General features: G+C 61.4%; 21 protein-coding genes. 14 read left to right on the top strand and 7 right to left on the bottom strand.

What is annotated here, in order from left to right:
- Nucleotides 1-3 precede the first annotated feature (3 nt).
- Nucleotides 4-165: an LPS translocon maturation chaperone LptM gene (lptM, locus tag ACSSVH_RS25520; protein ID WP_038444426.1), complete on the bottom strand. Its 162-nt coding sequence runs from the start codon at nt 163-165 to the stop codon at nt 4-6.
- A 239-nt stretch (nt 166-404) separates the two neighbouring features.
- On the opposite strand from lptM, the gene cyaY reads away from it, so the two are divergent.
- The 3 genes from cyaY (at nt 405) to rnk (ending at nt 1,512) form a co-directional block, all read left to right on the top strand.
- Nucleotides 405-737, top strand: coding sequence for an iron donor protein CyaY (cyaY, locus tag ACSSVH_RS25515; protein WP_038444425.1), 333 nt, complete (start codon nt 405-407; stop codon nt 735-737).
- Between the two features lie 2 nt (nt 738-739).
- A complete protein-coding gene (locus tag ACSSVH_RS25510; RefSeq protein WP_169955384.1) occupies nt 740-958 on the top strand; it encodes a DUF1289 domain-containing protein in 219 nt (72 codons plus the stop codon).
- Nucleotides 959-1,101: 143 nt separating this feature from the next.
- Nucleotides 1,102-1,512 (top strand): nucleoside diphosphate kinase regulator, encoded by a 411-nt coding sequence (gene rnk, locus ACSSVH_RS25505; RefSeq protein ID WP_169955383.1) that lies wholly within the window; start codon nt 1,102-1,104, stop codon nt 1,510-1,512.
- Here rnk and ACSSVH_RS25500 read toward each other — a convergent pair.
- From ACSSVH_RS25500 to ACSSVH_RS25490, 3 genes are all read right to left on the bottom strand, one after another.
- Nucleotides 1,509-4,349, bottom strand: a complete 2,841-nt coding sequence (locus ACSSVH_RS25500; RefSeq protein ID WP_169955382.1) for a class I adenylate cyclase — start codon at nt 4,347-4,349, stop codon at nt 1,509-1,511. The two genes, rnk and ACSSVH_RS25500, sit on opposite strands and share 4 nt — an antisense overlap.
- Nucleotides 4,350-4,517: 168 nt before the next feature.
- Entirely contained in the window at nt 4,518-4,772 is a 255-nt protein-coding gene (locus tag ACSSVH_RS25495; protein WP_169955381.1) for a TIGR02647 family protein, read from the bottom strand.
- A 149-nt stretch (nt 4,773-4,921) separates the two neighbouring features.
- The gene (locus ACSSVH_RS25490; protein ID WP_057440482.1) at nt 4,922-5,206 is read right to left on the bottom strand and encodes a hypothetical protein; all 285 of its coding nucleotides are present in this window, start codon (nt 5,204-5,206) and stop codon (nt 4,922-4,924) included.
- A 126-nt stretch (nt 5,207-5,332) separates the two neighbouring features.
- Between ACSSVH_RS25490 and ACSSVH_RS25485 the strand changes: the two genes are divergently transcribed.
- Nucleotides 5,333-5,995, top strand: coding sequence for a glutathione S-transferase family protein (locus ACSSVH_RS25485; protein WP_492633880.1), 663 nt, complete (start codon nt 5,333-5,335; stop codon nt 5,993-5,995).
- 167 nt (nt 5,996-6,162) lie between these two features.
- Here the strand turns inward: ACSSVH_RS25485 and argH are convergent, their stop codons facing one another.
- A complete protein-coding gene (gene argH, locus ACSSVH_RS25480) occupies nt 6,163-7,557 on the bottom strand; it encodes an argininosuccinate lyase (RefSeq protein WP_169955380.1) in 1,395 nt (464 codons plus the stop codon).
- 552 nt (nt 7,558-8,109) lie between these two features.
- Between argH and ACSSVH_RS25475 the strand changes: the two genes are divergently transcribed.
- The 7 genes from ACSSVH_RS25475 to rsd all read left to right on the top strand — a co-directional run bounded on the left by ACSSVH_RS25475 (nt 8,110) and on the right by rsd (nt 14,499).
- Nucleotides 8,110-8,856 (top strand): LytR/AlgR family response regulator transcription factor, encoded by a 747-nt coding sequence (locus ACSSVH_RS25475; RefSeq protein WP_169955379.1) that lies wholly within the window; start codon nt 8,110-8,112, stop codon nt 8,854-8,856.
- A gap of 137 nt (nt 8,857-8,993) precedes the next feature.
- On the top strand, nt 8,994-9,935 hold the full coding sequence (gene hemC / locus ACSSVH_RS25470; protein WP_170057545.1) for a hydroxymethylbilane synthase: 942 nt from the start codon (nt 8,994-8,996) through the stop codon (nt 9,933-9,935).
- Nucleotides 9,932-10,699: a uroporphyrinogen-III synthase gene (locus ACSSVH_RS25465; protein ID WP_170057546.1), complete on the top strand. Its 768-nt coding sequence runs from the start codon at nt 9,932-9,934 to the stop codon at nt 10,697-10,699. Before hemC ends, ACSSVH_RS25465 begins: the two co-directional genes overlap by 4 nt.
- A gap of 19 nt (nt 10,700-10,718) precedes the next feature.
- Complete coding sequence (locus ACSSVH_RS25460; RefSeq protein WP_492633879.1) at nt 10,719-11,831, top strand: uroporphyrinogen-III C-methyltransferase; 1,113 nt, start codon at nt 10,719-10,721, stop codon at nt 11,829-11,831.
- Nucleotides 11,832-11,836: 5 nt separating this feature from the next.
- Nucleotides 11,837-13,078 carry a heme biosynthesis protein HemY gene (locus ACSSVH_RS25455; protein ID WP_492633878.1) on the top strand — a complete coding sequence of 414 codons (1,242 nt, stop codon included), beginning with the start codon at nt 11,837-11,839 and terminating at the stop codon, nt 13,076-13,078.
- Between the two features lie 236 nt (nt 13,079-13,314).
- Nucleotides 13,315-13,836 carry a disulfide bond formation protein B gene (locus ACSSVH_RS25450; RefSeq protein ID WP_169955374.1) on the top strand — a complete coding sequence of 174 codons (522 nt, stop codon included), beginning with the start codon at nt 13,315-13,317 and terminating at the stop codon, nt 13,834-13,836.
- 204 nt (nt 13,837-14,040) lie between these two features.
- Nucleotides 14,041-14,499, top strand: a complete 459-nt coding sequence (rsd, locus tag ACSSVH_RS25445; RefSeq protein WP_492633877.1) for a sigma D regulator — start codon at nt 14,041-14,043, stop codon at nt 14,497-14,499.
- A 55-nt stretch (nt 14,500-14,554) separates the two neighbouring features.
- Here the strand turns inward: rsd and ACSSVH_RS25440 are convergent, their stop codons facing one another.
- On the bottom strand, nt 14,555-15,220 hold the full coding sequence (locus tag ACSSVH_RS25440; protein WP_492633876.1) for an FKBP-type peptidyl-prolyl cis-trans isomerase: 666 nt from the start codon (nt 15,218-15,220) through the stop codon (nt 14,555-14,557).
- A 192-nt stretch (nt 15,221-15,412) separates the two neighbouring features.
- Between ACSSVH_RS25440 and ACSSVH_RS25435 the strand changes: the two genes are divergently transcribed.
- Nucleotides 15,413-16,504, top strand: a complete 1,092-nt coding sequence (locus tag ACSSVH_RS25435; RefSeq protein ID WP_492633875.1) for an AlgP family protein — start codon at nt 15,413-15,415, stop codon at nt 16,502-16,504.
- On the opposite strand, the gene ACSSVH_RS25430 is transcribed toward ACSSVH_RS25435, so the two are convergent.
- Complete coding sequence (locus ACSSVH_RS25430; protein WP_492633874.1) at nt 16,501-16,965, bottom strand: TIGR02444 family protein; 465 nt, start codon at nt 16,963-16,965, stop codon at nt 16,501-16,503. The genes ACSSVH_RS25435 and ACSSVH_RS25430 overlap by 4 nt on opposite strands.
- A gap of 50 nt (nt 16,966-17,015) precedes the next feature.
- Between ACSSVH_RS25430 and ACSSVH_RS25425 the strand changes: the two genes are divergently transcribed.
- Both ACSSVH_RS25425 and ACSSVH_RS25420 read left to right on the top strand, forming a co-directional pair.
- Entirely contained in the window at nt 17,016-18,926 is a 1,911-nt protein-coding gene (locus ACSSVH_RS25425) for an ATP-binding cassette domain-containing protein (RefSeq protein ID WP_029289609.1), read from the top strand.
- Nucleotides 18,926-19,495 carry a mechanosensitive ion channel family protein gene (locus tag ACSSVH_RS25420; protein ID WP_057440468.1) on the top strand — a complete coding sequence of 190 codons (570 nt, stop codon included), beginning with the start codon at nt 18,926-18,928 and terminating at the stop codon, nt 19,493-19,495. Before ACSSVH_RS25425 ends, ACSSVH_RS25420 begins: the two co-directional genes overlap by 1 nt.
- The last annotated feature ends 33 nt before the right edge of the window (nt 19,496-19,528 follow it).

Raw genomic sequence — 19,528 nt, 5'->3', positions numbered from 1 at the left:
CCCTTAGTAGGTGTCGTGCTTGTGCGCTTTGGATTGCGACGTTTGCGCCTGTTCATTCGGGTCTTTGCTGTCATCGGGCAGGTACAGCGGGCCTTTTTGACCACAGGCACTGACGAGGCAAGCGACCGCGACGAGCGCAGCAAGGGAAGAGATCAGGCGCTTCATGGCTAAATCCTTGAATATGCATTAATTGCGCCCGAGTATACCGACCACCCGCCAGCTTGCCTATGCGCCGGGACACCCGTCCGGCGGGGCTTTGCCGAGTATGTCGTGATGTGGCCTACATCCCGTCGGGATAATTCGCACGGCTGGTGGGAATGAAATCGGTATCCTTTGCAATCATCATGGCGCCTCCGTATCGTGCGGCGCTTGAGCGTGAGTAGACACTTTTTGAGGTTCCCACCATGAGTTTGACCGAAGCCCGCTTTCACGACCTGGTCGATGCGACCCAGCAAGCGCTGGAGGATATTTTCGACGAGAGTGGCCTGGACGTGGATCTGGAAAATTCTGCAGGCGTGTTGACCGTCAAGTTTGAGAACGGCAGCCAATTGATCTTCAGCCGCCAGGAGCCGCTGCGCCAGCTGTGGCTGGCCGCGCGTTCCGGAGGGTTTCACTTCGACTACGACGAAGAAGAGAAGCGCTGGTCGAACGACACCAGTGACGAGCTGTTGAGCGAAATGCTTGCACGCATCACCCTGGAACAAGCCGGCGTCGAGCTGGACTTCGACGAGATCTGATCGTGACCCAGCCCGCGCCCGTCCGCCCGCCCAAGCCGCTGTTCAGCAATGTCAGCCCGGCTGTGCCGTCACCTTGTATCAGTTTGTGTCGGCTGGATGAGCAAAAAGTCTGTCTTGGCTGCTTCCGGCATGTGGAAGACATCCGGGAATGGCGCTCCGCCGACGATCAGCGGCGCCGCGTGATCGTCGCCCAGGCCGAGCAACGCAAGGCTGGCGCCTGACCTTCAGGCCGGCCCATCTTGTTTATTTGGTGTGCTGTGGTAGTGTCCGGGTATACCTCAACTCATCGAGGTCCGTGAGAACCCCGCCGTTTATTGGCGGGGTTTTGCTTTTTTGTGCAGAAAAAAAGGAGTCTGCCGCAATCATGACTGCACCTTCCATCATCCTCACCCGTCTCGATGTGCAACGTCTTGAGCAACTGATCGACCGTATGGACGACAAACTGCCAGGCGTCATCGCCCTGCAAGCCGAACTTGACCGCGCCGAAGAGGTGGTTGGCCACGATGAAGTGCCTGCCGGTGTCGTGACCATGAACTCCAGCGTGCATTGCCGTGAGCAAAGCAGCGGCAAGGACTATCACCTGACCCTGGTCTACCCCAAGGACGCGAATGCCGACGAAGGCAAGATCTCGATCCTGGCCCCGGTGGGCAGTGCGTTGCTGGGCCTGCAAGTCGGCCAGCACATCGATTGGCCTGCTCCGGGCGGCAAGACCCTCAAGCTTGAGCTGCTGAGTGTCGAAGGCCAGCCGAAGGACGGCGGCGCATTCGCGCTCTAAACCTCATTCAAGGCCTGGTTGAGCGCCTGCTCCAACTCGGCTTTGTAGCGCAGGTACAGATTGCTTGGGCTTTGAACATCACCGAGTAGGCCGGATAGGTCCAAATCGGTGATGTAGCAACGATAGCGCTCGGTTTCCCGGCGCTGCCCGACGATCTCCTGGGCGACCACAGCAAACAGTTGGTCGCCAAACTCCAGTTCGCAAAACTCCCGCTGATTGCAGTACAGGGTGATCCCCACCTGGCCTGGCGCACCCTTGCCGATAATCGCCTGCACGTCGTAGAACGGTTTGTTGGCCGGAGTCTGCGGCGCAGGCCGTGGCTCGACCCGACGGGTACGGCCGCCTGCCGATGGCAGCAGTTGGTAATACAGCGTCTGCACCGCCCCCAGTGGCTGCTGCGGGTCCAGCGGTGACAGCGCGTCCCGTCGATAAATGATCGATTGCAGGAAGCGCTGCAAAGGCGCGAGCAAGCTCTGCTCATCATGAAACGGCAGGCGCTGTTGCCAGAGGGCGTTGAACTCGTCGAGTACGTACAGCTCGGCGAAGCCGTCGTTGATGCGGTAGAACACCTGCACACAATCGGCCTGGCCCATGGGCAGCAGTGCTGCCAGGTCGTGGTCTTCCAGGGCCATGGCATCCAGGTGCAACGGGCTGTAGCTGGCCAGCTCCTCGCTGAGGTAGTCCACCAGCGCCTGCTGGCTGGGCAATGACACGTGATTGGCTTGCCCCGGTGCCAGCTCCATGACGTGATAGTGCTGTTGTACCTGGATCAGATAGCGGTGGTTGAGCTGGCTGAGCATCAGGTTTTGCGCGGTATCGAAAATCTCTTCGACCCGCTGGGCAATGAACTGCGCACGGTTGTGACAGAAACAACGCACCCGCAGCCGCGGCAATCGGTCATGCGGTAACTGATTCAGGTAATCGCGCAGGCAATCGAGCAGGGCGTGGGGCCCCTCGTAGCGGCTGACCATCACCTCGTTCCAGCTGTTGAGCGTCACCTGGTCCAGGGTCAGCACCAGGTTTTCCCTGACGCCGGCGTAACTCAGGGAGTCGGTGCGCTCGGTGGTCATCAGGATATTCAAGTCACGGTGATGCTTGAGGGGGTCGACGCCGACGTTGATCAGCAACAGCACCTCCTCGGGTATCGCCGTACGCAGCAGGCGTTCTTCATCGACCGTGGCCAGGGGCAGGGCGACGGTCTGTTGCAGGCTGCCCAGCAGGTTGAACAGCTCGAATTCGCTCAAGTCGCTGGTGCCGGGGTGCAGGGCCAGGCGTGTGCTGCTGTCGATCACGCCGTTGCGATGGCACCAGGTGAGCATCTCCAGCAGGTCGCGGCTGCGTTTGATCGGCGCAAAGTGCTCCCATTCCAGGGCGGTCAGGCTGCCGTTGTACAGGCCCCAATGAAACTGACCCGGCTCCTTGCGATTGGGCGAATGAACCAGGGTGAGGGTGTCTTCGGCCAGGTCCGGAGCAATCCCGGGGTTGATGAACTCGACTTTGCCGGCCTTGCGTTCGAAGGCCGCGTACAGGCGCCGGCCCAGCACATTGAGGTCGCGCTTGTTGATCAGGCTCACGGTCTGTTCGGTGCGGGCGAACTGGGTCAGGAAGCGATAACTGTAATTGAGCTCATTGACCAGGGCCCGGCGCTCGGACGCGACCTGGCGCACTTTCCATTGACTGCGGCTGTCGAGCAGGGCCAGTTGCCGCTGGTCCCAGCCCCATTCATTGGCCAGGCGCTCCAGCAGTGCACGCTGCCAACCGATGGTGCGCTGGCCGGTGGTGAGCTTGCGGTTGACCTTCAGGTACAGGCTGCGCCGCACCAGTTCCAGGCGTTCGGGTTCGTTGCGGCTGCGCAGGTATTCCTCGATGCGGCGGTAGACCACGATATACGGGTCCAGCTCATCCAGATCCAACTGGTTGGCGAACACTGCGCGTTTGAAACGCAGGCTCAGGCACTGCACCTTGGGGTGTTCGCTGGCATACACCTCGGTCAGCAACAGCTTGAGCACCGACTTATAGGGTGACTCGATGCCCTTGAACAGTTGCCACAGGCCGGCGCCGATGAATTCCCCAGGTGGAATATGGGCCAGGTGCCCGAGGTCGAGGGTTTCGTCGGCGCGGATAAAACGTTTGGAAATCAGCGTGTGGGTAAATTCGGCGTAGCGCGCTTCTTCGTAGACCGGTACCAGCCACCAGATCGGCGTGCGCCCGGCCAGCCAGATGGCGGTGCGGTAGAACTCGTCGAGCAACAGATAGTGCTGGCTGGTGCCACAGTCATCTGAACTGAGCTGGGTATCGCGCCCGCCCTGTGCAAAGCGGCTCGGTTCGATCAGGAAAAAATGCGCTTCGGCGCCCATGCCCAGGGCCCAGGCTTCCAGCAGTTGGCATTTTTTGCGCAGCTCGCCCAGCTCGGCCTCGCTCAGGTCGGCGGCGTGGCACACCCACACGTCCATATCGCTCTGGTCAGCCTGGGCCAACGTGCCGAGGCTGCCCATCAGGAACAGGCCGTGGATCGGGGTGGGCGGGTTGCCGTGGCGTGGCTTGTAGGAAAACGAGCGGGTCAGGCGCTGGGCTTCGGCCAGGACCTGGGCATCCGGTTCAAAATTCGCCAAGCCGGCCGGCGTACTGCCCGAGACATAGCCCGGCAGCAGCGGGTGATTGACGTGGAAAAACAGCGGCAGCAGCGCCAGCACGCTTTGCTGGCGCGGCGTCAGGCCTTCGACGGCGCGGGCCATGCGGCCGGCATTGAGGGTCAGGAAACGCGAGCGCAGTTGGGCCAGTACCTTGCGGTCAATGCCTTCATCCAAGTCAGGGCGGATTTCATGGGTACTGGTCATGTCGAACTCAACGGCTCGCAGGGCCCGGCGTGGGCAGCCGTGTAGGAGTTTACAGACAGAATCGTAGGAGGTTTAAGGGGAATTTGTTTTTGACGTCAGAATTTTATCGTGCACACGGGAATGCCCGCGGAATCCGTGAACAGAGGATCCCGTGGGCGATACGGTGGATCAGGCGGCTTCTTTGGTGGTAGCGGTAGTCAGAATCGTCAGCAATGTTTGCGCTTGTTCTGCCGCGTCGCGGCCCAGGCTGGTCAGGTAGCCGCCATCTGGCTGGTCGATCAGTTTTTTCTCGAACAGGCGTTTGGCAGCAGCAATGGCAGTGGGAGCGGCGGTCTGATGGACTTTCAGGCCTTCCTGGATATTGCCCAGGTTAAAAAGTGCAAGGATTTCCAGTTCGGCAACCAACTCAGGGGTATACGACATAAGGACTCCAGACGTTCTAGGAATTGTCAGACGCTAGCAGCCCCTAAGGTGAACGTACTTGGGCGAACTGTCCAGTGCGATATGGGCACAGGGGAGGCAAGCCGCACTCCTGTAGGAGCCAGCTTGCCGGCGATGGCGGTTCCAGGGGCCTACTGGTTTTCCGGCGGCAGCTCTGGCAGTGCGCGCAGGGCGGTTTCATACCAGTCGGTGTTGAACGGCCGGTCTTCTTCCAGCATCGCGTCGATTTCCACGGCCAGCACATGGGCCATCAGGTTCAGGATGTCTTCGCGCTCGTAACCCACCAGGGTCAGCTTGTTGAACGTGGCCTTGGCCGCGGGCGGGTTGTCGCTTTCGATCTGGTTTTCGATCGCTTGGGTCAGGGTGGATTCGGCGAACTCTTCGTCGTCGTTGTCGATATCGGTTGGCTCGCTCATGGCTGCCTCCTGTCAGGAAAGGGCGCCAGTCTACCTCCATTCAGCCAGGTGATGCTGCTGGTCAGGCGGCGCATCACGTTCTATAACCTACCCAGCCAACCCCCTGCACGGCCTGGAGGCTTTGTGATGCTCAAGCTCTACGGATTTTCGGTCAGTAACTACTACAACATGGTCAAGCTGGCGCTCCTGGAAAAAGGCCTGCCCTTCGAGGAAGTGGCTTTTTATGCCGGGCAAACCCCTGAAGCCCTGGCGGTGAGCCCGCGCGGCAAGGTGCCGGTGCTGAAGGTCGAGAAAGGTTTTATCAACGAAACCAGCGTGATTCTCGAATACCTCGAACAGACCCAGTCGGGCCCGGCCCTGCTGCCAGGCGATGCATTCCAGCGCGCCCAAGTGTTGGCGCTGTGCCGGGAAATCGAGTTGTACATCGAACTGCCGGCCCGCGCTTGTTATGGCGAGGCGTTCTTTGGCATGACGGTACCGCAGGCGATCAAGGACAAGGCCAAGGCCGAGTTGCTGTTGGGGATTGCGTCGCTGGGCCGGCACGGCAAGTTTGCGCCGTATGTGGCGGGGGAGAGTTTTACGCTTGCCGATCTGTATTTTATGTACAGCGTGGACTTGGCGTGCGCGGTCGGTGGGAAGCTGTTTGGCCTGGATCTGCTGGCTGAGTTGCCGAAGGCCAAGGCCTTGCTGAAGAAGTTGCAAGACCTGCCCAACGCCCAGCGAGTGGCGGCGGACAAGGAGGCGGCGATGCCAGCCTTTATGGCGATGGTCGCGGCGAAGAAGTCATAAATGTGGGAGCGGGCTTGTATGGGAGCTGGGCTTGCCCGCGATGCAGGCACCTCGGTGTGTCAGTGACACTAAGGTGATGCTATCGCCGCCAAGCCAGCTCCCACATTTTGACCGAGTTAAATTGAAGGCTCTGGTCAAAGGTGGGAGCTGGCTTGCCTGCGATGCTTTTAGCGGCTGGCGAGCAGGGCCTGGCCGCGCACCACTGCTGCCTTGACCTGGGCCGGAGCCGTGCCGCCGATATGGTTGCGGGCATTGACCGAGCCTTCCAGGGTCAGCACCGCGAACACATCCTGCTCGATCTGGTCGCTGAACTGACGTAGCTCTTGCAGGCTCATTTCCGCCAGGTCCTTGCCGGTGTCCACGCCGTACTTCACGGCATGCCCGACGATTTCATGGCAGTCACGGAACGGCAGGCCACGGCGCACCAGGTAGTCCGCCAGGTCAGTGGCGGTGGAGAAACCGCGCAGCGCCGCTTCACGCATGATCGCGTGCTTGGGCTTGATCGCCGGGATCATGTCGGCAAATGCGCGCAGCGAGTCGCGCAGGGTGTCGGCGGCGTCGAACAGCGGTTCCTTGTCTTCCTGGTTGTCCTTGTTGTAGGCCAGGGGCTGGCCCTTCATCAGGGTCAGCAGGCCCATCAGTGCGCCGAATACACGGCCACTTTTACCGCGCACCAGCTCCGGCACGTCGGGGTTTTTCTTTTGCGGCATGATCGAGCTGCCGGTGCAGAAGCGGTCCGGCAGGTCGATGAACTGGAACTGTGCACTGGTCCACAACACCAGTTCTTCGGAGAAACGCGACAAGTGCATCATCGCGATGCTGGCTGCTGCGCAGAACTCGATGGCGAAGTCGCGATCCGATACGCCGTCCAGGGAGTTGCCGCCCACGGCGTCGAAACCCAGCAGTTGCGCGGTGTACTCGCGGTCGATCGGGTAGGTGGTGCCGGCCAGGGCCGCGCTGCCCAGAGGCATGCGGTTGGCGCGCTTGCGGCAGTCGACCAGGCGCTCGTAGTCGCGGCTGAGCATTTCGAACCAGGCCAGCAGGTGGTGGCCAAAGGTCACGGGTTGTGCGGTCTGCAGGTGGGTGAAGCCGGGCATGATGGTGTCCGATTCACGCTCGGCCTGCTCCAGCAGACCTTTTTGCAGGCGGGTGATTTCGGCCAGGATCAGGTCGATTTCATCGCGCAGCCACAGGCGGATATCGGTGGCCACCTGGTCGTTGCGGCTGCGCCCGGTGTGCAGCTTCTTGCCAGTCACGCCGATGCGGTCGGTAAGACGCGCCTCGATATTCATGTGCACGTCTTCAAGGTCCACGCGCCAGTCGAAGGTGCCAGCCTCGATTTCGCCACGGATGGTGGTCAGGCCATCGATGATGCTGTCGCGCTCGGCATCGGTCAGCACGCCGACCTTGGCCAGCATGGTGGCGTGGGCGATCGAGCCCATGATGTCGTGGCGATAGAGGCGCTGGTCGAAATTGACGGAGGCGGTGAAGCGCGCGACGAAGGCGTCGACGGGCTCACTGAAGCGGCCGCCCCAGGACTGGTTGGTCTTGTCGGTGCTCATGGATTCGCTCGTGATCTGCTTAAAAGAGGGCATGAAAGTGTGCCGCCGATAATAACAGGGTTGTCCGTGGAGGCGTTGATACGCCGCGTCGGCATTTTTATTTGTTTGATGGGTGGCAAAGTGCCTTGCCGTTGGCCGCGTCCGGGATGAGACTGGAGGCGGGAGTGAACGCGGGGGTTTAAACCGGTCGGTTCCTGAGGTAAACAAAGGGTGTTTATTGAGACGATATTTGACGATTGAGCAATGTCGCCTTCGTGAGCGTCTACAGTTGCACTGACAGGGGTGCAGTGCACCAATGCCAGGCAATGAGGTCGAACTCCAGGCTAACCTTAAAGTAGAGGGGGTGTTCATATTGAGTATCAGCAAACCCTATGACGATGCCCTGCGGTATCGGGTTTTGGGCGGTATTGAACAGGTCCGGGTAAATATTGGTGTCGCTCTCGGGGCACTTTTTGCCGCTCACGCTAGTCTTAGCGTGGATCGCCGTGACGGAAGTCACCGCACCTGTCTACGCTATCCTTGTGCGAGACTCACGCAGGAATCCAGCGCAATATGAATGTCCTGATCGTTGATGACGAACCCCAAGCCCGCGAGCGACTGAGCCGTATGGTCAGTGAACTCGAGGGATACACTGCCCTTGAACCGAGCGCGTCCAGTGGCGACGAGGCATTGACCTTGATCGACAGCCTGAAGCCGGACGTGGTGCTCCTCGATATCCGCATGCCGGGCCTTGATGGCCTGCAGGTCGCCGCCCGCTTGAGCGAGCGCGAGTCGCCGCCGGCACTGGTGTTATGCGCCAGCGACGAGGAGTTCTCTGCCGAGGCCCTGGAGGCCAGCGGTGTGAGCTTCCTGGCCAAGCCGGTATCAGCCGATGCCCTGCTCAAGGCCTTGAAGAAAGCCGAGCGGCCCAATCGCGTGCAACTTGCCGCCCTGACCCAGCCCGCGGCGCAAAGTGGCAACGGCCCCCGCAGCCATATCAGCGCCAGGACTCGCAAGGGTATCGAGCTGATTCCCGTGGACCAGGTGATTTATTTCATTGCCGATCACAAGTACGTGACCTTGCGTCACGAGCACGGTGAAGTGCTGCTCGATGAGCCGCTCAAGGCCCTGGAAGACGAATTTGGCGAGCGTTTCGTGCGTATCCACCGCAACGCGCTGGTGGCCCGCGAACGCATCGAGCGTCTGCAGCGCACGCCCCTGGGCCATTTCCAGCTGTTCCTCAAAGGGCTCAACGGCGACGCATTGATCGTCAGCCGGCGCCACGTCGCAGGCGTGCGCAAGATGATGCAGCAGCTTTAGCCCGAAGGCTGTAGCGACCTGCATGCCCCAATTGCGGTGCGCTGCGGCCAGGGAGGCCCCGCACTTGCTGATTCAAATCAAGGCGGTTCTGCCTGAGCTGTTATTATCTGCCGTATCTATTCAGTACGGATTGATCCATGTCCTCTCGCGAAATCCGCATCGCCACCCGTAAAAGCGCCCTGGCCTTGTGGCAGGCCGAATACGTCAAAGCCCGCCTTGAGCAAGCCCATCCTGGCCTCACGGTGACCCTGGTGCCCATGGTCAGTCGCGGCGACAAGCTGCTCGACTCGCCGCTGTCGAAAATCGGTGGCAAGGGCCTGTTCGTCAAGGAGCTGGAAACCGCTCTGCTGGAGAACGAAGCCGACATCGCCGTGCACTCGATGAAAGACGTGCCGATGGACTTTCCCGAAGGCCTGGGCCTGTATTGCATCTGCGAGCGTGAAGACCCGCGCGATGCCTTCGTGTCCAATACCTACGCCTCCCTCGATGAATTGCCGCAGGGCAGCATCGTCGGCACCTCCAGCCTGCGTCGCCAGGCCCAGTTGCTGACCCGTCGCCCGGACCTGCAGATCCGCTTCCTGCGGGGCAACGTCAATACCCGCCTGGCCAAGCTGGATGCCGGCGAGTACGACGCGATCATCCTGGCGGCGGCTGGCCTGATTCGCCTGGGCTTTGAAGATCGCATCACCTCGGCCATCAGTGTCGAGGACAGCCTGCCGGCCGGTGGCCAGGGAGCAGTCGGTATCGAATGCCGCACCGCAGACCGGGAAATCCAGGCGCTGCTCAAGCCTCTGGATCACCACGACACTGAGGTTCGTGTCACCGCCGAACGCGCCCTGAACAAACACCTCAATGGTGGCTGCCAGGTGCCGATTGCCTGCTACGCGGTACTTGAGGGTGAGAACCTGTGGCTGCGCGGCCTGGTGGGCGACCCTGACGGTGGTTTGCTGCTCACCGCGCAAATCCGCGGGCCACAAGCCGAAGCCGCGAGCCTGGGCGTGCAGGTAGCCGAAGAGCTCCTGGCAAAAGGCGCCGGCGCCATTCTGCAAAAAGTCTATGGCGAGGCCGGCCCGCAGTGACCGGCTGGCGTGTGCTGCTGACGCGGCCTGCCGAGGATTCGGCAGCCTTGGCGGCCTCGTTGTCCGAAGCCGGTATCTTCAGCAGCAGCCTGCCGTTGCTGGAAACCCAACCCTTGCCCATCACTGCTGAACACCGGGCGGTTTTTCAGGGCCTGGATCGCTATTGTGCGGTGATCGTCGTGAGCAAGCCGGCCGCACGCCGGGCGTTGCACTTGCTTGATCAATACGCGCCAGCAGTGCCGGCCTTGCCGTGGTTCAGCGTTGGTGCGGCAACGGCCCAGGTCCTGGCTGAGCATGGCCTTAACGTGAGCTACCCCGAGCTTGGGGATGACAGTGAGGCCTTGCTTGCATTGCCCAGGTTGCGCGAGGCTGTCGCTGTTGACCATGCGCGGGTATTGATCCTGCGCGGGCAGGGTGGGCGAGAGCTGCTGGCTGAGCGTTTGCGCGGCCAAGGTGCTAGTGTCGATTATCTGGAGTTGTATCGTCGGTTTCTGCCGGCCTACGACCCGGATGTGCTCGCCCAACGCATTGCAGTGGAACGCTTGAACGGCCTGGTGGTCAGCAGTGGGCAGGGTTTTTTGCATCTGCAAGGCCTCGCCGGTGCCCATTGGCCACGCGTGGCCCAGTTGCCGTTGTTCGTGCCCAGCCCACGAGTTGCCGAAATGGCGCGGGCGGCGGGCGCGGAAAAAGTTGTGGATTGCCGTGGTGCCAGTGCCGCGGCTTTGCTAGTGGCGTTACGGAGCCAGCCCGTTCCCACTCTCTAATAACGCAAAGGATGGACACGTGAGCGAAACAGCCTTGCCTAAAGATGAAGCTCAGCCCGCGCTCGATGCGCCTGTTGAGACCCCGATCACTGCGCCTCGCCGTGGCAATGGCCTGGCGATCCTCGCTCTGCTGCTTGGTGCCGCCGGTGTTGCGGCTGGCGGCTGGGGGCTCTGGCAGGTCCGGGCCTTGCAAGCGAGCAGCCAGCAACAGTTGGGGCAGGTGCGCACCCTGGATGAACAATCCCAGGGCATCGCGCAGGCGCAACAGCAGTTGGCCGCACGTCTGGCACAATTGCCCGGTGCTGATGAGCTGGAGGAACGCCGCCGGTTGGTCGCGCAATTACAGGGCGACCAGCAGCGCCTGAACCAGCGTCTGGAAACCGTGCTGGGTGCCAGCCGCAAGGACTGGCGCCTGGCCGAGGCCGAGCATCTGCTGCGCCTGGCCAGCCTGCGTTTGTCAGCGTTGCAGGACATCAACAGTGCCCAGGCGTTGGTGCAGGGCGCCGATGAGATCCTGCGCGAGCAGAGCGATCCGGGTTCGTACGCTGCCCGCGAGCAATTGGCCAAGAGCCTGGCGGCGTTGCGCAGTGTCGAGCAGCCGGATCGTACCGGGCTGTACCTGCAACTGGCGGCGCTGCGTGACCAGGTGGTGCAACTGGCGGCCGTGTCCCCGGAATATCAGCTGCAAGAAAGCCCGCAAGGCCTTGCGACTACCGACACTGACAATCGCTGGAGCCAATGGTGGGAGCAGATTTCCCGCTACTTCCGTATCGACTTCAATCCCGACGATAACATCCGCCCGTTGCTGGCAGGCCAAGGCCTGAGCCAGGTGCGCCTGGCCCTGAGCCTGGCGCTGGAGCAGGCGCAATGGGCCGCACTCAATGGCGAGCCGGCGGTATACGCCCGAGCGCTGGGCGAGGCGCGCAGCGTGTTGCAGGGCAACTTCAACCAGGACAATCCGCAAAGCCAGGCCATGCTGGCGCGTATCACCGAGCTTGAGCCCAAGGCCGTCTCGGTGGTGACCCCGGACCTCGCCGCGAGTTTGTCTGCGGTGCAGGCTTACCTTGAACGCCGCCACCTGTCTGCCGATGAAGCCAAGGCTTCAGCCGGTAAGCCGGCGACCCAGGAGTAAAGCCGATGAAGCGTTTCTATGTGATCCTGGTGCTGGCGATAGCTCTCGCCCTGGCGCTGGCTGTGGGCATCTCGAAACACACCGGCTATGTGCTGATCAGCTACCCCCATGTGCTGCATTATGAGTCCGGCCTGTGGTCGACCCTGGTGGCGGTGTTTGTCGTCGGCTTGGCGATCTATCTGCTGCGGGTACTGCTGGGCCTGGTGACGACTTCCGGTGGCGTGGTCAACCCGTGGTCGCGGCGTAATCGCAGTCGACGGGTGCAAGTCGCTATTGAACAAGGGCAGATGGACCTGGCGGAAGGCCGCTGGGCCAGTGCCGAGCGGCACCTGCACCGCGCGGCGGAAGCCGAACGCCAACCATTGCTGTATTACCTTGGCGCAGCCCGGGCGGCCAACGAGCAGGGGCGTTATGAAGAGTCCGACAACCTGCTGGAACGAGCCCTGGAGCGTCAGCCCCAGGCCGAGCTCGCCATCGCCTTGAGCCACGCGCAGTTGCAGATGGACCGTGGCGACACGGATGCGGCCCTCGTGACGCTGCAGGCCATGCATGAGCGCCATCCGCACAACGCCCAGGTCTTGCGCCAGCTCCAGCGCTTGCACCAGCAGCGCGGTGACTGGTCCTCGGTGATCCGGCTGTTACCGGAACTGCGCAAGGACAAAGTGCTGCCCGCCCCCGAGCTGGCGGATCTGGAGCGCCGGGCCTGGGGTGAAAACCTGAGCCTGGCGGTACAGCGTGAAGAACAAGGCGAGGCGGGTCTGCAGTCCCTTGAACGGGCCTGGCAACAATTGACCTCGGCCCAGCGCCAGGAGCCCCAGTTGGTGTTGGCCTATGCCGAGCAATTGCGCCAATTGGGCGCCGATGCCAAGGCCGAAGAGGCGTTGCGTGTTGCGCTCAAGCGTGGTTACGACAGTCACTTGATCAGGTTGTATGGCCTGCTGCGCGGTAGCGACCCGGCACGCCAGCTGAAATTCGCCGAAGGTTGGCTCAAGGACCATCCGGGGGACGCCAGCCTGTTGCTGACGCTGGGCCGGCTCTGCCTGCAAAACAGTCTTTGGGGCAAGGCGCGGGACTATCTGGAAAGCAGCCTGCAAGTGCAACGTAACCCCGAGGCCTGCGCCGAATTGGCGCGATTGCTGGCGCAGTTGGGTGACACCGAGCGCAGTAATCAACTGTTCCAGGAAGGCCTGGGGTTGTTGGATAGTCGCCTGCTGGCTTCGCCGCTACCGGTGCCTGCACGGGTTTAACGTAGGATGTTTTGAAGGGTTGGCTCGGAAGCATCTGGTAACCAGCCCTTCAAAATCCCTGGGTTTTCTCGATTTCAGGGGCTTGAGGTGGTTTCCCACACCGGGCCACGTAAAGTCGCCTGCCCTCTGACGGGATATCCCTGCTATCTCGCGGAAGCGTCTGCTCCAGCGCGTATTGAAAGGGGTAAGGTCTTTCCTCTACCGTAACTACCTATCTCTTGCGTTGCGGATAAACAATGTCTTTGGCCCCCTCACGCTCCTTGTTCTTCCTGGCGTTCATGGCCGGTGTGCTGACGTTGGGCGCGTCTTTTTATCTGGAATACGGGGCTCTGCTGCGACCTTGTTTCCTGTGCCTGATCCAGCGCAGCCTGCTGGCGGTGTTCACCTTGATTACCCTGATAGCAACGCTCCATGGCCCCAGGCGCGTGGGCATTTACCTGTACTGGGCGGCGAGCATGGGTTGTGCGCTGCTCGGCGCAGTGACAGCGGTGCGCCAGGTGCTGTTGCAGAACATCCCGCCTGACCAGATGCCCAACTGCTGGCCGAGCCTGGAATACATGATCGAAAACCTGTCGCTGGGGCAAGCCTTGCAACTGGCATTCAAGGGCACCGTCGATTGTGTGGAAATCAACTGGACGCTGTTCGACTTGAGCATCCCGGAGTGGAGCCTGCTGTTCTTCGTGGCCATGCTCATCCTGGGGGCAACGCAGTTTTCGCGTTTGTTGCCCGGCCCGGGTTTGCGGTTCGTGAAGCACTGATTGGGTGTGTTGGCTCGTAGGATGGGATTAAACACTTGTATGAACTTTCTGGTCTGCGTACCTTGAAGCCATAGTCACGCGGGCATAATCTGGCCCGCACGCGTTATTGAAACAGTTTGTTCGATGCGGCGTTGTCCGCTTGCCGCTTATCCTCGACGTATTGCGCGGGCAAAAGCGGCACCGCCCATAAGGGAAGAGATCATCATGTTGGAAAGTTGTCAGAATGCTCAGGAACGCTGGGGTGGTGTGCATAAGCTGATCGACAGCTGGTTGAAAGCACGTCACGAATTGGTTCGGGCCTTTGATGCTCTTGGTGAGAAACCCGAGGCTCTGGCTGAGAACCGCAAGCCTCTGCAGGAGTTCTGTGGTGTCTTGGTGGACTACGTCTCGGCAGGGCACTTCGGGGTGTATGAGCAACTGACCAAGGAGGCCGAGGCCTTTGACGACCAGCGTGGCCTGGACTTGGCTAAGACCATTTACCCGCGCATCGACGTCATCACCGAAAAGCTCCTGGCTTTTAACGACCTCTGCGACAAGGGTGAGTGCGTTGCCGCAAAATTCAAAGAGCTGGGCGGCTTGCTCCATGAGCGTTTCGAGCTGGAAGACTGCCTGATCGAAGTGCTGCACAACGCCCACAAGGAAGAGCCTGCAATCCAGGCTTGAGCCTTCGCGGCGAGACAAGAAAACGGTGCGCATGGCGCACCGTTTTTCGTTGGGGTCAGGCTCCGGTTGCGAGCAACTCAATCTCGAAAACCAGTGGCGTGTAAGGTGCTATCAACTCACCTGCGCCGTCTGCGCCATAGGCTTGTGCCGATGGAATCACCAGGCGCCACTTCGCGCCCACCGGCATCTGCTGCAACGCGCTTTGCCAGCCGTTGATCACACTGTCCAGGCGAAACCATTGGGGCTGGGCACTCTGGTCGAAAATCGTGCCATCGGGCAATCGCCCCACATACATCACTTGAACCCGATCATGGGCGCCCGGCTTTTTCCCGCTGCCGGGGGTCAGTTCCGTGAGCAAGATACCGTCGGCCAATTCACGCACGCCGGTCCGGGTTTTTTCCGTGGTCATGAATTGTTGTTCGGCGGCGAGAGCCTTTTCGCTTTGCGGCACTTGGGTCTCGTGGCTGGCCTGCGCTTCGTGCTGGGCGAGAATCTGTGCGATGCGTGCCTCATCCAGTGCCAGGGGCTTGCCTTGATAGGCTTGTTTGAGACCGTCGAGCAAGGCCTGGATCTGCAGGTTGGGGACTTCCTGGCGCAGGCGCTCACCCAGGCTGGCGCCCAGGCTGTAGGCCAGGTCGTGGCTGTCTTTGGACGCCGCCGGTTCAGTTGCATTGGCCACTGAAATCGACAAACCCAGGATGAAAAAAAGGTAACGCGACATGGGTATTCTCCAGCCGAAAGTGCGGTGGATTATGCCAGTGTGAGGGGGTAAAGAATGGAGTGGTTTTTCGTTATATCGATAAGAATTTTTGTGCGGTGCAACGCAACGCATTCGATACTGTCAACATGCCCTAGCGGCGGTAAGAGCAGAGGGCTAGTATGAGCCGCACCCACGTCAGCCAGGAGGTAAACCATGTCGGCCAAACAGAAGCCTGTTAATACCCCGTTGCACTTGCTCCAACAACTCTCGGGCAGCCTGCTCGAACATTTGGAAAGTGCTTGCTCCCAAGCCTTGGCTGATGCAGAAAAATTGCTCGCCAAGCTGGAAAAGCAACGCGGCAAGGCGCAAGAAAAACTGCATAAATCCCGTACCAAACTGCAAGACGCCGCAACCGCCGGCAAAGCCAAGGCGCAAACCAAAGCCAAGGGCGCCGTGAAAGAACTTGAGGACTTGCTCGATGCCCTCAAGGATCGTCAATCCGAAACCCGCACCTACATCCTTCAACTCAAGCGCGATGCCCAAGAGAGCCTGAAATTGGCGCAGGGTGTTGGTCGTGTGAAAGAAGCGGTGGCCAAAGTGCTGAGCACTCGTACACCGGCCAAGGCCGTTGCGGCCAAGGCGCCGGCCAAAGTTGCGGCTAAGCCTGCTGCTAAAAAAGCGCCTGCGAAACCAGTTGCCAAAACCGCTGCTGCGAAACCAGCCGCTAAACCAGCTGCCAAAACCGCTGCTGCGAAACCAGCCGCCAAGCCAGCTGCCAAAACCGCTGCTGCGAAACCAGCCGCTAAACCAGCTGCCAAAACTGCTGCTGCGAAACCAGCCGCCAAGCCAGCTGCCAAAACCGCTGCTGCGAAACCAGCCGCCAAGCCAGCTGCCAAACCTGCTGCTGCGAAACCAGCCGCTAAGCCAGTTGCCAAAACTGCTGCTGCAAAGCCTGCCGCTAAACCAACTGCCAAAACTGCTGCTGCGAAACCAGCCGCCAAGCCAGCTGCCAAAACTGCTGCTGCAAAGCCGGCCGCTAAGCCAGCTACTAAAACTGCTGCCGCAAAACCAGCCGCCAAGCCAGTTGCCAAACCTGCTGCCGCAAAACCAGCTGCCAAACCTGCTGCTGCAAAATCAGCGGCTAAACCTGCTGCTGCCAAGCCAGCTGCTGCAAAGCCAGCCGCCAAACCAGCTCCAGCAGCCGCCAAGCCTGCTACCCCTGCCGCTCCAGCCGCTACCACCGCACCGGCCAGCAACACGCCTGCCCCGGCAGCACCCGTCACCACCCCAACCAGCGCTTCCTAAGTGCCGGTGGCCGCGGCGCGCAGCTGATGCAGCGCGTCGTGGTCAAGGTTGGCGGCTTCGGTCGCCAGTCCTTCAAGCCATGTTTGATCCGTGGCTCGTTCCCCTGTTGGCCAACCCTTCGCCAGTGCCTCCAGGCGTAACAGCAACTGCCGTTCGGCTTCCAGCTCCAGGGCCTTGACCCGCTCGCGCAAAGCTCCCAGTTCCACATCCTGCTGCGCCATAGCGCGCCATTGCGTGCGCACCATGCGCAAGGGCTGTACGACATCTGCCTGCCAGGGGTCGGCAATTTCCCGTAGTGCCAGCACACGCGCAGATTCGGGTGCGACGCCACGCTGTTCCAGCCACAGCCCGCACAACAACAGACACACATCCGCCCCTTGTTCCTGCAAGCGCAGGCAGGCATCTTCAGCGCCCGCACCGGCGTAGGTCGAGAGGGCAAAGCTCCACAGGTCAGCGCACATGTTCACACCCAAGCCAGCGGTCAACGAAGCTGGTAGACTCCGCCGCCATTATGATCCGACTTCAAAGCCTAACATTACAGCGTGGCCCGCAACGTCTTCTTGAAGACGCCGAGCTGACCCTGCACGCCGGTCACAAAGCCGGCCTGATCGGTGCCAATGGCGCCGGCAAATCCACGTTGTTCGCCCTGTTGCTCGGTGAGCTGACCCCGGATTCCGGGGATTGCCTGCTGCCGGCCGACTGGCGTATCGCCCATATGCGCCAGGAGATCGACACCCTGGACCGCATCGCGATCGACTACGTGCTCGATGGCGACCTGCGCCTGCGCCAGGTGCAACACGACCTGGCCGAGGCCGAGAAAGCCCAGGACGGTGCCGCCCAGGCCCGCCTGCACTCGGAACTCGACAGCGCCGACGGCTACACCGCCGACGCCCGCGCGCGCAAGATGCTCGCCGGCCTTGGGTTTACCAACGAACAGATGGATCGCCCGGTCGCCGACTTTTCCGGTGGCTGGCGCATGCGCCTGAACCTGGCCCAGGCGCTGATGTGCCCCTCGGACCTGTTGCTGCTCGATGAGCCGACCAACCACTTGGATCTCGATGCGATCCTGTGGCTGGAGGATTTCCTCAAGAGCTACCCCGGCACCTTGTTGCTGATTTCCCACGACCGGGATTTCCTCGACGCCGTGGTCGACAACATCGCCCATGTCGAGCAAAAGAAAATCACCCTCTATCGCGGCGGCTACACCGCGTTCGAGCGGGCCCGTGCCGAACGCCTGGCCCAGCAGCAACAGGCTTTCGAGAAGCAGCAGGCGCAGCGTGCGCACATGGAAAGCTACATCGCCCGGTTCAAGGCCCAGGCCACCAAGGCCCGCCAGGCCCAGAGCCGGATCAAGGCCCTGGAGCGCATGGAAGAACTGTCGGCGGCCCACGTCGATTCGCCGTTCGACTTTGTGTTTCGCGAGTCGGTGAAAATCTCCAGCCCCTTGCTCGATCTCTCGGATGCACGCCTGGGTTATGGCGACAAAACCATCCTGGAGAAGGTCAAGCTGCAGCTCACCCCGGGTGCGCGCATCGGTTTGCTCGGCCCCAACGGCGCGGGCAAATCGACGCTGATCAAGAACCTGTCAGGCGAGCTGCAACCCCTGGCCGGGCGCCTGACCCGTGGCGAGAACCTGGTGGTGGGCTACTTCGCCCAGCATCAACTGGACTCCCTCGACTCCAAGGCCAGCCCGCTGTTGCACTTGCAGCGCCTGGCGCCAACGGAGCGCGAACAGACCCTGCGTGACTTCCTCGGTGGCTTCGACTTCCGTGGTGCACGCATCGATGAGCCGGTGCTGAATTTCTCCGGCGGCGAAAAAGCCCGCCTGGCCCTGGCCCTGATCGCCTGGGACCGGCCAAACCTGCTGCTGCTCGACGAACCGACCAACCACCTGGACCTGGAAATGCGCCTGGCGCTGACCATGGCCCTGCAGGAGTTCAGCGGGGCGGTACTGGTGGTGTCTCACGACCGCCACTTGCTCAAGAGCACCACCGACAATTTCCTGCTGGTGGCCGATGGCAAGGTGGAAGAGTTCGACGGCGACCTGGACGACTACGCCCGTTGGCTGACTGACTATCGCCTGCGTAACGCGCCGGTCAGCAACACCCCGGTCAACCCGGACAAGACCGACAAGAAAGCCCAGCGCCAGGCCGCCGCTGCCCTGCGCCAGCAGTTGGCGCCGCACAAGCGCGAAGCCGACAAGCTCGAAGCCGAGTTGGGCAAGGTCCACGAGCGCCTGGCCAAGATCGAAGCCAGCCTCGGCGACAGCGCGGTGTACGAAGCGGCCCGCAAGGATGAACTGCGCGACTTGCTGGCCGAACAGGCCAAGCTCAAGGTGCGTGAAGGGCAATTGGAGGAAACCTGGATGGAAGCCCTCGAATTGCTCGAAGGCCTGCAAGCGGAGCTGGAGGCGCTGTCCTGATGGAAGCCTTGCAACTGCCGCTGCCAGCGCAATGGATCGAACCGGTGTGGGTCGGCGTGCAAATCCTGCTGATCCTGCTGGCCGGCTACCTGGCCCAGCGCTTCGTCGCCAAGGGCCTGACGCGGCTGGGCGAGCGCTACCCGTTCCCGCCACAACTGCTGATGCCCCTGCGTGGTGGCCTGCGCTGGCTGATCATGGGCAGTGCACTGATCTTCGTCCTCGAACGCCTGGGCGTGTCGGCCACCGTGCTGTGGACTGCGCTGTCGGGTTTTGTGGCCGTGGCGGCGGTGGCGTTCTTTGCCATGTGGTCGGTGCTGTCCAACCTGCTCTGCGCGATCCTGATTTTTACCGTCGGGCCGTTTCGCCTGGGCGATGTGGTCGAGCTGGTGGACACCGTCGACAAGCCTGGCGTCAAAGGCCGGGTGATCGCGATCAACCTGCTTTACACCACGCTGATCGAAGTGGCCGAGGCGGGCACCGACAGCGCGGTGGTGCAAGTGCCCAACAGCCTGTTCTTCCAGCGTTCGGTACGCCGCTGGCGCGGTAGTGATATCAGCCCCTTGCCTTAAAATTCTCTAGCCAGCCCTCGGCCCTCGGAGTTA

The organism is Pseudomonas sp. HC1(2025), assembly GCF_058742075.1.
This window is presented reverse-complemented; position numbering and strand designations above follow the sequence as displayed.